14 protein-coding genes are annotated in these 14,890 nt (G+C 58.2%); 13 read left to right on the forward strand and 1 reads right to left on the reverse strand.

Annotation, left to right across the window (positions count from 1 at the left end; translation table 11 throughout):
* Positions 1 to 91 precede the first annotated feature (91 nt).
* From JNX03_RS17015 to JNX03_RS17070, 12 genes are all read left to right on the forward strand, one after another.
* Complete coding sequence (locus tag JNX03_RS17015) at positions 92 to 739, forward strand: GntR family transcriptional regulator (protein ID WP_203210181.1); 648 nt, start codon at positions 92 to 94, stop codon at positions 737 to 739.
* A gap of 104 nt (positions 740 to 843) precedes the next feature.
* A complete protein-coding gene (locus JNX03_RS17020) occupies positions 844 to 1,245 on the forward strand; it encodes a VOC family protein (protein ID WP_203210182.1) in 402 nt (133 codons plus the stop codon).
* A 91-nt stretch (positions 1,246 to 1,336) separates the two neighbouring features.
* Entirely contained in the window at positions 1,337 to 2,896 is a 1,560-nt protein-coding gene (locus tag JNX03_RS17025; RefSeq protein ID WP_203210183.1) for an ABC transporter substrate-binding protein, read from the forward strand.
* A gap of 74 nt (positions 2,897 to 2,970) precedes the next feature.
* Positions 2,971 to 3,936, forward strand: a complete 966-nt coding sequence (locus tag JNX03_RS17030; RefSeq protein WP_203210184.1) for an ABC transporter permease — start codon at positions 2,971 to 2,973, stop codon at positions 3,934 to 3,936.
* A 7-nt stretch (positions 3,937 to 3,943) separates the two neighbouring features.
* The gene (locus tag JNX03_RS17035) at positions 3,944 to 4,816 is read left to right on the forward strand and encodes an ABC transporter permease (RefSeq protein WP_203210185.1); all 873 of its coding nucleotides are present in this window, start codon (positions 3,944 to 3,946) and stop codon (positions 4,814 to 4,816) included.
* Positions 4,813 to 5,811, forward strand: a complete 999-nt coding sequence (locus tag JNX03_RS17040; RefSeq protein ID WP_203210186.1) for an ABC transporter ATP-binding protein — start codon at positions 4,813 to 4,815, stop codon at positions 5,809 to 5,811. Before JNX03_RS17035 ends, JNX03_RS17040 begins: the two co-directional genes overlap by 4 nt.
* Complete coding sequence (locus JNX03_RS17045) at positions 5,808 to 6,842, forward strand: ABC transporter ATP-binding protein (RefSeq protein ID WP_203210187.1); 1,035 nt, start codon at positions 5,808 to 5,810, stop codon at positions 6,840 to 6,842. The genes JNX03_RS17040 and JNX03_RS17045 overlap by 4 nt, the downstream gene beginning before the upstream one ends.
* The gene (locus JNX03_RS17050) at positions 6,839 to 8,272 is read left to right on the forward strand and encodes an ABC transporter substrate-binding protein (RefSeq protein ID WP_203210188.1); all 1,434 of its coding nucleotides are present in this window, start codon (positions 6,839 to 6,841) and stop codon (positions 8,270 to 8,272) included. The genes JNX03_RS17045 and JNX03_RS17050 overlap by 4 nt, the downstream gene beginning before the upstream one ends.
* The gene (locus JNX03_RS17055; RefSeq protein WP_203210189.1) at positions 8,269 to 9,720 is read left to right on the forward strand and encodes an amidohydrolase family protein; all 1,452 of its coding nucleotides are present in this window, start codon (positions 8,269 to 8,271) and stop codon (positions 9,718 to 9,720) included. The genes JNX03_RS17050 and JNX03_RS17055 overlap by 4 nt, the downstream gene beginning before the upstream one ends.
* Positions 9,717 to 10,376: an aspartate/glutamate racemase family protein gene (locus JNX03_RS17060; protein WP_203210190.1), complete on the forward strand. Its 660-nt coding sequence runs from the start codon at positions 9,717 to 9,719 to the stop codon at positions 10,374 to 10,376. Before JNX03_RS17055 ends, JNX03_RS17060 begins: the two co-directional genes overlap by 4 nt.
* 8 nt (positions 10,377 to 10,384) lie before the next feature.
* Entirely contained in the window at positions 10,385 to 11,308 is a 924-nt protein-coding gene (locus JNX03_RS17065; protein ID WP_203210191.1) for a dihydrodipicolinate synthase family protein, read from the forward strand.
* Positions 11,308 to 12,078, forward strand: coding sequence for an SDR family oxidoreductase (locus JNX03_RS17070; protein WP_203210192.1), 771 nt, complete (start codon positions 11,308 to 11,310; stop codon positions 12,076 to 12,078). The genes JNX03_RS17065 and JNX03_RS17070 overlap by 1 nt, the downstream gene beginning before the upstream one ends.
* A 60-nt stretch (positions 12,079 to 12,138) precedes the next feature.
* Here JNX03_RS17070 and JNX03_RS17075 read toward each other — a convergent pair whose 3' ends face one another.
* Entirely contained in the window at positions 12,139 to 13,287 is a 1,149-nt protein-coding gene (locus JNX03_RS17075; protein ID WP_203210193.1) for an ester cyclase, read from the reverse strand.
* 311 nt (positions 13,288 to 13,598) lie between these two features.
* Between JNX03_RS17075 and JNX03_RS17080 the strand changes: the two genes are divergently transcribed.
* Positions 13,599 to 14,837 (forward strand): ABC transporter substrate-binding protein, encoded by a 1,239-nt coding sequence (locus tag JNX03_RS17080; protein WP_203210194.1) that lies wholly within the window; start codon positions 13,599 to 13,601, stop codon positions 14,835 to 14,837.
* The last annotated feature ends 53 nt before the right edge of the window (positions 14,838 to 14,890 follow it).

Genomic DNA, 14,890 nt, shown 5'->3' on the forward strand with positions numbered 1-14,890 from the left:
TTGAAATACTCAGTGTATACCATTTCTCACATCTTTAAAGATGCCTCGGATATAAATATGACATAGTCGAGCAAGCCACGAAGGAGAAACCATGGCCGATCCCGTTCAAACCTTGGGGAATTCTGCGTTTGAGCGGATGAAGGCGATGATTCTCGATGGCACGCTGGAGCCGGGCACCTTGCTGCGCGAAAAGAAGTTTGCCGACCGTCTTGGTGTGTCACGAACCCCGGTCCGAGAGGCGATTGGCCAGCTGATCAGCGAAGGCCTGGCGACCCGGTCTGCCGGCGGCACCCCTATGGTCAGCAGTGTGTCCCTAAGCGATATCATGGAGATCCTGCACGCCCGCAGCCTTCTCGAGTGCGAAGCCGCTAAAAAGGCCGCTCTTTCAAAGGGTTCATACGAGGGCTTATTGGCTTTGAGGGCGCAGATTGTAGGGTTTATCGAAGGGGAGCGGCCAGATGCGCGCACCCACTCAAAGCTTGACCGGGACCTGCATCTTGAAATCGCGCGTTTGGCCGGATCCAAAATACTGGTTGAGTTGATAGAAGGGCTTAAGAACAAGACCCGGATGTTCGACCAGGGGTCGATTCCCGACCGGCTTCTGCCCGGTTGTCATGAGCATTTGGCGATCATTGACGCCATCACCGCGCAAGCGCCAGATGCGGCCTCGGCTGCGATGAAGCTGCACCTGAGCAACGTGCGCGAAGCCATTATTTCACACATCTACCACCCGTTCTAACGCAGGCTCTTGCAGGTCTTTAGAGGATTCTGAGAGGGGCTATTGACTCGGTGTTCAAATGGTATACCGTCCGGATACCAAATTGACCCAGAGTGAGAAACCAGATGACTTCGACACAGGTAAAACGCCCGGATGACGGGATCGTGCTGGCCATCACCTTTCAGTATTATCGCGACCTTCCCGCGGCGATGGCCTTTTACGAGACTGTGCTGGGGTTCGATCTGGCCATCGATCAGGGCTGGTCAAAAATTTACCGGATCGACGGGCAGGCCCATGTCGGCCTCGTGGATGAAGCACGCGGTATGCAAAATTGGGCCGAGGACAAAACCGTTCAACTGTGTCTGCGGGTGCCGGATGTCGATGCGTGGCACGCATGGGCCGCGTCCCAAAACGTCGAAGGATTAACCGCGCCGCGCGACAGTGCGGAGCTAGGCATTCGGGCATTCGTGATGAACGATCCAGAGGGATACCAGATCGAGGTGCAGACCGCGAAACCGGGGCACTGATCAGCGCAAACCCAATTCAATCAAACCAAAACAAGGGCGGCAAACCGTCCGGTTCTACCTTTCGCAAACGCGACCAACCAGAGGAGTTTCCATGAAATATCTGTCTCAAACCGCCCTGCGCGCCGGAGCTGTCGGAGTGGCTGTCCTAGCCGCGGCGGCCAGCATGGCCCAGGCCGATGGCAAGTCGGTGACCATCGGTCTGACATCCGATCCAAGCCACCTTTACCCCCTCGCGGGCGAAGAGCTGTCGTCCAATATCATGTATTACCACCTCTATGATCCGCTGGTGAAGCGAGCGGGGGATCTGTCCTTTGGGCCGGGTCTTGCAGAAAGCTGGGAGAACGTGGATGAGACCACATGGCGCTTCAAGCTGCGCGATGGTGTGACCTTCCACAACGGCAATGCATTTACCGCGTCGGATGTTGTTTTCACCATTGAAAAGGCCCGTGAATCCATTCGGCCTGATCTGGTGGCAAACATCGCCTCCATCACCGCGGTGGATGACACGACGGTCGAGATCAAAACGCCCAAGCCCTATGCGGTCTTGCCCAATGATCTGGCCGAGCTGTTGATCCTTGATGAAGAATATACCACCGCCACCGGTGACACCGATATGGACCTCAAGCCTATGGGCACCGGGCCCTATATGCTGGATCAATGGATCAAAGAGGAAAAGCTGGTTCTGAAAGCCTTTGATGGCTATTGGGCCGGGGCTCCAAAGATCAAAGAGGTCACCTTCCGCCCGATCACCAATCCAGCCACCCGCACGGCGGCATTGCTGACCGGCGAAGTGGACGTGATCCAGGATCTTGCCGTGCGTGATGTGGACCGCGTGAAGAAAGAGGGCGGGTTCAGCGTTATCACCCGGCCAAGTCTCTTGAATGTCGTTCTGGCCATGGACATGCGCGAAAACTCCCCGACCATCGAGGGCAAGAACCCAATGACGGATCAGCGTGTGCGTGCGGCAATTGCGCAGGCAATTGACGTGGACGCGATCAACAAGATCGTGATGAACGGGCTGGCGACACCTTCGGATCAATATGTACCAGCGTCCCACATTGGACATGTCGACGGGTTGAACTTCCGTGAGATGTATCCGCTGGATATCGAGGGGGCCAAGGCTTTGATGGCCGAGGCAGGCTATGCTGATGGCTTCACCATGACGCTGGATGCCACCAACAACCGATATGTGAACGATGCCCAGATTGCACAGGCGTTGGCGTCGATGCTGGCCAAGATCAACATTGACCTGCAACTGAACATCATGCCCAAGTCCAACTTCTGGGGCTACATCCGCGTGCCGACCGAGAACTCCAGCTTTATCATGAGTGGCTGGGACGTGCCGTCGGGCGATGCCGGATCCATGTATGGTGCGCTTTTTTACACGCGGGGCAAGAAGGATGGCTATGGTCAGGTGAACCGTGGTTCCTATTCCAACGCTGAAATGGACGCACTGGTTGATAAGGCCGATTCCACCCCCAAGATCGAAGAACGTGACGCCCTTCTGCAAGAAGCGACCAAGATCCTGATGGCGGATGTGCCGATGATCCCCCTGCATTACGAGCAGGACATCTATGCCGCCCGTGATGGCGTGATGCTTGAGCCGCGCGTGGACAAGTTCCTGTGGGCCTACGACATGGACGTTAACTGACCCCGTAACTGGCCCCAGCGCGCAATGCGCGTTGGGGTCATTTTTTTCCTATCAAACAAGGCTGATCGGCGCTGATGTTCGGATACCTGCTCAAACGATTGATCCAGATGACCCTCGTTCTTTGGGTGGTTTCGGTGATTGTCTTCCTGATGATGAGTTTCACTGGCGATCCAGTGTTCATGGTTGTCCCGATTGACGCCACCGACGCCGAGATCGCGCAGGCCCGCCGTTTGCTGGGGCTCGATCAGTCGTTGCTGGTCCAATACGGCAAGTTTTTGACCAGTCTGGTGCAGGGTGATTTTGGCAATTCATACGTGTTCCGCCAACCTGCCATGACCCTCATCCTTGAACGGATGCCAGCCACGGTCGAAATGGTTCTGGTGGCGATGGCGCTCGCCATTGCCGTGGCAATCCCCTTGGGCGTCTATGCTGGGGCCAACCCCAACAGCCGGATCAGCCGGGTTATCATGGCCGGGTCTCTCTTGGGGATCTCCCTGCCGGGTTTTTGGGTCGGGATGGTGTTGATCTACCTCTTCGCAGTTCATTGGGGGGTCTTTCCCTCTTCCGGCCGCGGCGACACGGCAGAGCTTTTTGGTCTGCGGATCAGCTTGCTGACTTGGGATGGCTGGCATCACATCATGTTGCCCGCGATCACCCTGTCCCTTGGAACCATGGCCATTTTGCTGCGCATGACCCGTGCCGGCATGATGGAAGTGGGGCGTCAGGACTTTATGAAATTTGCCCGCGCCAAAGGGGCGACGCGGCGCGATGTGCTGTATAAACACGGGCTGAAAAACGCGCTGATCCCGGTGGTGACAATCTTTGGTCTGCAATTGGGGGATCTGATTGCCTTTGCGACAATCACCGAAACGATCTTTTCCTGGCCCGGCATGGGCAAGCTTTTGATCGACAGCATCTACCGCGCCGATCGCCCGGTGATTGTGGTCTACCTGATGCTGGTGGCGCTGATCTTTGTGGTCATCAACTTTATCGTCGATATCGTCTACACGATGATCGACCCGCGCATCACGCTGAAATGAGCATATGATGACTGGCTTCTTCCGTTCCGAGTTTTTCCACAACTACAAGCGCAGCACCTCTGCTATCATTGGAAGTGCGCTTATGGCCTTTTTTGCCTTTGCGGTGCTGGCTGGCCCATTTCTGGTGGCGCAGGATCCCTATGATATTGCCGCGCTGAACCTGATGGACAGCTACAAACCACCCATGTGGCTGGAGGGCGGCGATCCACGCTTTCCGCTTGGCACAGACGGGCAGGGGCGGGATGTCTGGGCGTCGATTCTCTATGGTGCACGGATCTCGGTGTTTATCGGGCTGGTGGCGATGATTGCTTCTTGTACGCTGGGCACTCTGCTGGGTCTGGTTGCCGGGTTTTATGGTGGCATCGCCGATGCGATCATCATGCGCATTGCGGACATTCAGCTGTCCTTTCCGTCCATTCTAATTGCCCTGTTCCTGATGTCCGCGGTGGGCACCGGCATCGACAAGGTTCTGATTGCGCTGACCGCCGTGGGTTGGGTCGTCTATGCCAGAACGGTGCGGGGCTCGACCCTGTCGGAGATCGAAAAGGAATACGTGCAGGCGGCCAAGGTGGCCGGATTGTCCAACCGCAAGATCATTCGCAAACATGTCCTGCCCAATGTTCTGACCCCCTTGATCGTAATCGCCACGATTCAGGTCGGCACCTTCGTGTTGATCGAAGCATCACTGAGCTTTCTGGGGGTGGGTGTGCCGATCACCCAACCGTCGCTGGGCCTGCTGATCAAAAACGGTTTTGACGTGCTGTTCAGCGGCCTGTGGTGGACTTCGGTTTTCCCCGGTGTGGCGATCATGACCTTGGTTTTTGGCATCAACCTGTTTGGCGATTTCCTGCGCGACGAACTTAATCCGAGGCTCAAATGACCACGCAAACCAAGTCAAAGCCGTTGCTGGCGGTGCAGGATCTGCACACCCATTTCCACACCTTTGCCGGAACGGTCAAAGCGGTCAACGGTGTCAGCTTCGAAATCGGCGCAGGTGAGGTGATGGGCCTTGTCGGTGAAAGCGGCGGTGGCAAATCGGTTGTCGGTTTTTCCATTCTCGGCCTGATCGACAGCCCTGGAAAGATCGAGGGCGGGCAGATCCTGCTGGACGGGCAAGACCTTGTAACCGCTGGCGAGGACCGTCTGAGACAGGTGCGCGGCCGCGAGATATCGATGGTCTTTCAAGATCCGATGACCTCGCTCAACCCGTTGCACACTGTGGGTCGGCAGATGGATGAGGTTTTGTGCCTGCACTCCGATCTGGACGCAGGCGCCCGCAAGCAGGCCTGTATCGACATGCTGGAAAGCGTCGGCATCAGCCGGGCTGAGGAACGTCTCAAGGCCTATCCGCACCAGTTCTCTGGCGGCATGAGACAGCGGGTCGTGATCGCCATTGCCATGCTGGCCCGACCCCGGTTGATCATCGCGGATGAGCCGACAACTGCCCTAGACGTGACCATCCAAAGCCAGATCCTCAAGCTGATGCGCCAGCAGATCGCGGACAAGGGCGCGTCGATGATCCTGATCACCCATGATCTGGCGGTGGTCTCCGAAATGGCCGATCACATCACGGTCCTGTATTGCGGCAACGTGGTTGAGCGCGGCAAAACCAGAGAACTGATTGAAACGCCGACCCATCCCTATACCCGCGGTCTGATTGACAGCATCCCAGACACCGCAGAACGCCATGACCGGTTGAAACAGATCCCCGGCTCGGTGCCGGACATTCGAAACCTGCCCAAAGGGTGCAATTTCAAGGATCGCTGCCCACGGGCGCAAGCGCTTTGCGCAGAGCGCGAGCCGTCCCTCACGGCGCAGCATGGCTCGCTTTGGGCGGCTTGCCACTTCCCCCTCAAACCGGGAGAGCTTGCATGACTTCGATATCTGATCCCATGTTGGATGTGCGTGATCTTGAGATGCACTTTGCCATCGGCGGCGGTCTTTTGGACCGGCTCAAGCTGGACAGGGGCGGCTTGCGGTTGGAAAACCCGGTTGTGCGGGCGGTGAATGGCGTGAGCTTTTCCATTGCCCGCGGCGAGATCATGGCTTTGGTTGGCGAAAGCGGATGCGGCAAATCCACGGTCGCCAAAACCATTGCCCGTATCTACAAACCGACCGTGGGCGAAATCCATGTCGATGGCGAAGACATCGCCGGTCACGGGTTTGCAGAGATGCTGCCGGTGCGGGCCAAGATGCAGATGATCTTCCAAGATCCCTATGCTTCGCTGAACCCCCGCCAGAAGGTACGCGACATCGTGGCAGAGCCATTGTTGGAGCAGACCAAATCCGCGGCAGACCGCAAAGCCGTGCCCGCGCAGATCGAGAAACTCTTGGCGCGGGTCGGGCTGAACGCGGAACATGCGGGGCGTTATCCGCACCAGTTTTCCGGCGGGCAGCGGCAGCGGATCGGCATTGCCCGTGCACTGTCGGTGACGCCGGGATTGATCGTGGCGGATGAACCGGTCTCGGCTTTGGATGTGTCCATTCAGGCACAGATCCTGAACCTGATGAAAGATCTGCGTGACGAATTTGGGCTGGCCTATCTGTTCATCAGCCACGACCTCTCCGTTGTGCATCACATCGCGGACCGTGTGGGCGTGATGTATCTGGGTTTCATGGTCGAGAACGCGCCGCGCGATATTCTTTTCTCGCGCCCGCGGCACCCCTACACACGTGCGCTTCTTTCTGCAGCACCCAGTATCAAACCCAAGCGCAGCAGCGAAGAGATTGTCCTCAGCGGTGAGGTGCCATCGGCGCTTGATCTTCCGACGGGCTGCTGTTTCCGGACCCGTTGCCCCTTTGCATGGGACCGCTGCGCCCGCGAACGACCCGCACTACAGGACGTGGGTGCAGGGCAAACTGTGGCGTGCCACCTGACGGATGAGCCGGAAAGGGATCGCCCATGACCACAATCGCACAGGCGCGTTTAGGCATTCACGACCCCCATGATTGCACCGATGCCAGCGATGAGCTGCCGATCCTGCACGCGATCTACGATACATTGGTGCGCCGGGTGGGCACCGAATTTGTTCCACATCTGGCACAAAGCTGGACGGTCAGCGAGGATGCACAGCACTGGGTTTTCGATTTGCAACCGGGCGTGACATTTCATGACGGTTCTCCCTGTGACGCAGCAGCCGTGGCCTCAAGCCTTGAGCGTATGGCACGTGCGGACAAAGGCTATACCCTCGGTGCCCCAGCCGTTTGGCGGCAATTTCTTGGCGGCGCGGCGCTGGAGGTTCTGAACCCACTTCGGTTGTCGGTCCGGCTCGCCGCCCCGATGGCGGATCTGCTTGATGTGCTGGAGCAAGGCTTCATCGTGGCGCCATCCGCCTTTGCTGCCCTCGATACAAAGAATTACACCGTCCAGATCGGCAGCGGCCCTTACCGCCTTCAAGCGGTGTCGGATGGGCAGATCACCGCCACCCGCGTGGCGGATCATTTTGCCGGAACACCGGCCAACGCCCGGATCACCTGGAAGCTGGTTCAAGACCCGGCGGACCGATTGGCGCTGCTGGAACGCGGCGAGGTTGCGGTCGCCAACGGATTGGACTTTGACGCTTCTCGCGCCCTTGGCGCGATGCGTCATGAATTTCTGTCCCCGGTCGCAATTATTTATCTGCTGAATGCCGCGCAGGGGCCGCTGGCCGATGCGCGGGTGCGCCGTGCCCTCAGCCTTGCTGTGGACCGCGATGCGATTGTGCAGACCGTGATGCAGGGCGCGGCCCGGCCGCTGCACGGTTTTGTCAGTCCAAATCACTATGGTTCCTGCCACACCGCGCCAATCACAATGGACCGAGAGACCGCGAAACGGCTCTTGGCCGAAGCGGGATATGGCTCCGGTCTGACCCTGAACGTGGACTGCCCGACACGGCTCCCCGATGAGGCCGAAAGGCTCACTGCGGCTTTGGCGGTGCAATTGGCGGAGGTTGGGATCGCATTGGCGGTCACCGTCCATCCGGAACGTGAAGACTATGCCCATATGGTGCGCCGCAAGGAAATCGCAGATCTTTGTGTCTTTGATTCCAGCCCGATGAGCACCTACCGGGTACTTTATGAAAAGATCGACGCGCGCATCAAAGGATCGTGGTGGCAAGGCTATGAAAACCCCAAGATCGAGGCTTTGATCGACAAGGGCCGCATCACAACGGACCGCGCCGCGCGGGCGAAGATCTGGCAAGAGGCCTACCGGCTGTTGCAGGATGATCCGGCTTGGCTGACACTTTACAATCCGGTTCGGGTGATTGGTCTTTGGGGCGCGCACCCGGGTTTTAAGATGCCCGCGGACGGCGTGATTGACGTGGCAAGTTTGCCAAAACTGGAGGCACCAGAATGACAGAGGCTGATACGCTTTTCACTGGTGGTTGCCTTGTGACCATGAACGATCAACGCGAGGTGCTGGATCGCGGCGCGGTGGCCGTTTCTGGCGGGCGGATCGTGGCTGTGGGGGAGGCTGTGGCGCTGGCCGTTCAGGTGCGTGCAGCAAAGGTCATTGATTGCACCGACCAGATCATTCTGCCGGGTCTTGTGGATGTGCATGCCCACGCCGGTCACGGGCTGATCAAATCTATCGGCATGCACAACGGCAATAGGTGGGAAGAGATCTGCGGCGAAGTTTACACGCAAGCCTCGGACACGGCGTTCTGGTATGCCGAGGCCCGCCTTGCCGCGTTGGAGCGGCTTCGGTTTGGCGTGACCACCGGGGTATCCCTGCTGGGCGGCGGTGACACAATCATGCGCACAGATGATCCGGCCTATGCCACGGCGCATTGCGAGGGGGTCATGACCGTCGGCACCCGTTCGGTTGTTGCCGTGGGGCCAACCCGCGCCCCGCATCCAATTGATTATGCCCATTACAAAGGCGGCAGCCGCACAACCTATCCGGTGCGCTTTGAGCAGCAGTTCGAGACCTGTCAACATATCTTCGAGGCATGGCACGGCAAGGCAGATGACACGATCCGCATCGCCATGCTCTATCCCGTTTTACGCGATGAGCATGAGCGCGACATGGCGCCTGAAGACTACGTCGCCGCCTGTGCACAAAGCCAGGCAGTCCGTCAGTTTGCCAAAGACAATAGCGCGGTCTTCACCCAGGACGGTCACTGGCGCGGATCAGTGCGCAGGGCACATGAACTGGGGCTTTTGGGGCCGCAATCCTTGCTGTCCCACTGCATTGATCTGCACGAGGACGAGATCGCGCTGATTGCCGAGACAGACACCAAGGTGGCGCATAATCCATCCGCCAATGCCTCTATCATGGGGCGCTGCCCCGCGATTGAGATGATGGCGCAGGGGGCGACGGTTGCCCTGGGATCAGACGCCACAGCGCCGGACCGGTCGGCAGACATGTTCCGCCACATGCAGCAGGCGATGCATTACCACCGCAGGCATTTTCAGGATGCAGATGTCCTGCCCATCGGCAAGACGTTGGAAATGTGTACGATTGGTGGGGCGCGGGCCTTGGGCATGGAGGCCGATATCGGGTCTTTGGAGGTTGGCAAACGCGCGGATGTGATCACCGTTGATCTGCGCCGTGCGCATTTGTTCCCGCCCAACATGCCGCTGCACCGGCTGGTCTGTTTTGCAAATGGCAATGATGTTAGCAATGTGATGGTGGGCGGGGCCATGGTGCTTGAGGATGGCCGCGCAACGCAGGTGCACGAGGATGAGATCCTTGCCGATGCCGCGCGGCAATGTGCCGTGATGCTGGAACGTATCGGCGGCGGTCAGGCGGATATGGCCCTGCCGGATGACTTTTGGGGAAGAGAGGCAACACCCGCATGACCATCTATGTGATCAACCCCAACAGCAGCCAACACGTCACGGATGGCATTAGCCGCGCTGTTGACCCAATGCGCGCTGCCGCTCCGGTTCCGATTGAAGCCCGGACTCTGGCCGAAGGGCCGCCGGGCATTGAAACGCAAGCGCATGTGGATGGGGTCGTGGCCCCGATGCTGGCCCATTGCGCGGCTCTTGAAGAAACCGCCAGCGCCTTCGTCGTGGCCTGTTATTCCGATCCGGGATTGGCGGCGCTGCGCGAGCAATCAAACCATCCTGTGCTGGGCATTGCAGAGGCCTCCATCCTGACCGCGATGACCCTCGGCCAGCAGTTCGGCATTATCTCCATCCTGTCCACCAGCATACCGCGTCACATGCGCTATGTCGGGGCCATGGGCGTGATGGACCGGCTGGCGGGGGATCACCCGCTGGAGCTGGGCGTGGCCGAATTGGCCGATGAAACCCGCACGTTCGAGCGGCTCATTTCCGTCGGCGAACACCTGCGCGACACAGCACGGGCAGACGTTGTTATTCTGGGCTGCGCAGGCATGACCGCTTTTCGCACCGATCTTGAAACCCATCTTGGCATTCCGGTGGTCGAACCTTGTCAGGCCGCCACTGCCATGGCGATCGGGCGGGTGGCACTTCAAAAGACACGATAGGACCAACAATGACTTTACTCACTCCCCAAGCCGCTGGCGTCTTTGTGATTGCCGTGACGCCCTTTCACCCGGACGGACGGATCGACATGGACAGCTGTGACAGGATGGTGGATTTCTACCTCGGCGCAGGTGCGACAGGGCTGACAGTCTTGGGCATGATGGGCGAAGCGCCCAAGTTAACCGTCGAGGAATCCCGCGATGTGGTGGCACGGATATTGGCCCGCGTGGATGGCCGGGTGCCGGTGGTTGTAGGTGTATCCGCCCCCGGCTTTGCCCAGATCGGCGGCTTGACGCAGATGGTGATGGATCTTGGCGCGGCAGGCGTGATGGTGGCGCCGCCAGGCAACCTGCGTACCGATGACCAGATCGTGACTTACTATACCCAAGTGGCCGAGCTGATTGGCGATGTGCCATTTGTCTTGCAGGACTTTCCGCTGGTCACAGGGGTGCAGATCGCGCCAAAGGTGATCGCCAGAATAGTTAACGATCTGCCAACCTGCGTTTGCCTCAAGCATGAGGATTGGCCGGGGCTTGAGAAGATCACAGCGCTACGCAAGGCAGGTGCGCTGAACAGGCCGCTTTCGATCCTTTGTGGCAATGGTGGTCTGTTCCTGCCCGAAGAAATGGCGCGGGGGGCGGATGGGGCTATGACCGGCTTTGCCTATCCGGAGATGATGGTCAGCGTGGTGGAACACCACAACAAGGGAGAGGCCGAACGCGGGCGCGATATCTTTGATGCCTATCTGCCGCTGGCCCGTTTTGAACAGCAGCCGGGCATGGGGCTGGCGATCCGCAAATACACCTTGGCCAAACGCGGGATCATCGCCCATGACGCGCTGCGCAAACCGGGTGCGGCGCTTTCGGCAGACAGCCGCGCCGAAGTGGACCGATTGATCGAACGGCAAGAACGAAGATTGAAGGAACTGGGCTAATGGATCTCGAACTGAACGGAAAACGGGCGCTGGTGCTGGGTGCCAGTCGCGGACTTGGCATGGCCATTGCCAAATCGCTTGCTGCCGAAGGTGCAACGGTCTTTGCCGCCGCACGCAGCCGCGACAAGATCGCAGATTGGGCGCAAGGCATGTCGAATGTGACGCCGCTGGCGTTGGATCTTGCGGATATTGGGCAAGTGGACTCTGTCGTCGATGATCTGCTCAAGGACGGCGGTGTCGATATCATCGTGAATAACGGCGGCGGCCCACCCCCGGGAACGGCACAAACGGCAGAACGCGGTCAGTGGTTGACCCATTTTGAGGCGATGGCCGCCAATTTGTTCCACCTCAACACCCGTCTGCTGCCCGCCATGAAGAGGCGCGAATGGGGGCGGATTATTTCGATCACCTCATCCGGAGTAGAGCAGCCAATCCCGAACCTTGCCCTGTCCAATGGTATCCGTTCTGCGGTTGTGGGTTGGTCCAAGACATTGGCCAATGAGGTGGCAGGGGACGGGATCACCGTCAATGTTGTGATGCCGGGCCGCATCCATACTCAGCGGGTCGATGAACTGGACGCCGCAGCCGCCAAACGCACCGAAACTGATGTGACAGAGGTCGCGGCAAAATCCCGCGCCACGATCCCTGCGGGCCGCTACGGAAAGCCGGAGGAGTTTGCCGATGTGGTCACATTCCTTGCTTCGGCGCGGGCGGGCTATGTGACAGGATCAAAAATCCGCATCGACGGCGGGTCGATCAAGAGCATCTGACCTGCATCTGTTACGCCGCCATCCCCCAAGCCAAAAACCTTGGGGGATGGTCGCCTGAACTCAGGCTTCAGGCAAGACCGCGCTGGGCCGGTCCGCCATCTGTGCCAATTTTACCTGCATCAGGATCGACATTTCGTCGTAGTTCACCCATTCATCGACAATCCGGCCATCGCGAATATGCAGATGGGTCATGCCCATGACCTGAACCCGTTTGCCAGTCGGTGCACCAAGATCATCCAGAATGCCCCAGCCAAGGTGATGCCCTTCCACCACCCAGCGGATCGCCACCTTGTGACCGCCTTCATCGCAAGGCACGGAGCAGATGTGCTGTGGCATGAAATGGCCATCAGGAATGGATGCGTAAAAGCCAACCGTTTGATGGATCACTGCGGCCTGACCGTAAAGTTCCTTCATCAGCGGGCCGTGGTACTGAACGGTCGGCGCGTACACTTCATTGATTTTGCCGAACATCCGGCGATTGTGAATGTCGTTCAGCCAGATCAACACCTGCTCTTCAAGATCGTTATGGGCGATCTCCAGGTCAGGCTTGGCCTCAGGCGGGTATTGCCCTGACAGGCGTCCGTTTTCGCCGATGTCGATGGACAGCAACCCTTTGTCGAAATACCCTTGTGCGAGGTTCTCGGCGTAGTCCTGCGGATCAAGGCCGATCTGCTTGATCTGCGCCATGCTGTCGACAACAAGCCATTCGCGGTAAATCTTGTTCTCGAACACCATGCAATCGGCAATGGTCCGCGCGACAAAACTGCGCCCTGTCGGTTTGCCGTAAACGCCGGGCTGTGTGTGCCGGCCAGAGCCGGTGACCAGATGCGAGGTGTAAAATCCGTCATCCTCATTGCCGCGCCAGATCACCTGGGTGGCCATCCCGCGCCGTTCCGGCAGCATGAACATCCGTTGAATGGTGTCCTGCACAACCTGCTCGCGCGTATAGATCGTGCCGGTCGCACCATAGACCACGCAATCATGTGTATAATGGGTATAGATGAGCCCTACATCACGTTCATCCCAGATCTTGTGGGTACACCGAATGATATAGTCGACGATGTCGGTATAGATCGGATCAAACCCGCGCATAGGTTGCGCACGTGGACGGTCTTCGGGGACCAGATCAACAAAATCAAGGCGCTCTGCCTGAAGAACGTCTGGGGTCTTTGCGGCCGGCGCTGGTTTCGTGGGCTGTTGTTTGTTCATAGGTCACCTTCAGAATCGGGGGTTTGGATGAAAGGCTATCTAGTTGTGAATACGCTTGCAAATATTTCTTTTTGATGTGGTTTGACCAGTTGCCATTTAGTGGCGATTTTGATCGCAAGGGCGAGTTTATAGCGAAAAAATGGAGATATGGTTGCAAACAACAGCGAAGGGGTGGCGAATTCTGTTCTTGAATGCGTATTCAAAATATGCACAAATGTCACCACAACGAGACTCGGAATCGGGTTTCGCGTGGCGTTGGGAGCGGATCCGGACGCCAGAGGGGAAGACAAAAAACCAATGGGAGGTTTCAAATGAAATTCAAACTCACAACAGCACTCGTTGCCTGTGGTCTGGCGATGTCGACCACAGCGGCGTTGGCCGATTGCGGCATCGAAAGCGGCTCTGTCCGGATCTTGTCCAACGACTTTGAAGCGCTGCATGTCATTGCGGATGCGGCCAAGACTTGCGCAAGCGACAGTGTCGAAGTCACCAGCAACGCCACGACCGAGCACAAGAACATTCAGGTGCCAGCGCTGACCACAAATCCGGCCAGCTATACCGTGCCGATTGTTGCGACCAACTCCATCGTGCCGTTGCTGAACGAAGATCTGATCCGCCCGCTGGATGCCTATGTTGAAAAGTTTGGTCAGCAATTGCTGCCGCAACAGCTGATCAAGGTGGATGGCAAGGTGATGGCGATTGCCTTTATGGCCAACGCGCAGCACCTGTTCTATCGCAAGGACATTCTTGATGAGCATGGCATCGCCGTTCCTGGCACCTATGCCGAACTGATCGAAGCTTCCAAAATGCTGAAAGACAAAGGCGTGATGGAATATCCGCTGGCGGCGAACTTCAAGCCCGGCTGGAACCTCGCGGCAGAGTTTGTGAACACCTACCTCGGCACCGGTGGCGATTTCTTCAAGGCGGGTTCTGCAGAGCTGGACATCGACAATGCCAATGGCATCAAGACGCTTGAAACGCTCAAGGCGATGACCGACTACATGAGCCCCGATTACGTGACCTATGACACCAACGGCGTCAAACCGATCTGGGAGGCAAATGAGCTTGCCTTTGCAACATCCTGGGGATCACGGGCCAGCGCCTATATCGGCGACGACAGCCCTGCACCAGAGATCGCCAAAGCAACAGCACTTGCCGCGATGCCGGCACTGACGGATGGCGGCGTGCCGTCCGCGGCGCTGTGGTGGGATGGGTTCACCATCGCCAAGAATATCTCTGACGAAGATGCCGAAGCTTCCTTCCGCGCAATGATGAAGGGAATCTCCCCCCAAGTGATCGCGGAAAACCAGGAGCTGGCTGTCTGGCTGGTGGATGGCTATGAGCCAACACCTGCTGCTGATGGTGTTGTTGCCAACCTGCAAGGCAAGGCGCGCCCCTACCCGATGGTCCCTTACATGGGCCTCCTGCACACGGCTCTGGGGGACAATGTCATCGAATATCTGCAAGGTAGCGAAAGCGCGGAGCAGGCATTGGATGACATTACCGCTGCATACAACACCGCAGCAAAAGAAGCTGGTTTCCTGAACTAAGCTTTGTGCCAGACATTGTAAGGGGGCGGCATAGCCCCCTTACGTTTATTCGA

The organism is Sulfitobacter mediterraneus (assembly GCF_016801775.1).
Taxonomy (GTDB): Bacteria; Pseudomonadota; Alphaproteobacteria; order Rhodobacterales; family Rhodobacteraceae; genus Sulfitobacter; species Sulfitobacter mediterraneus_A.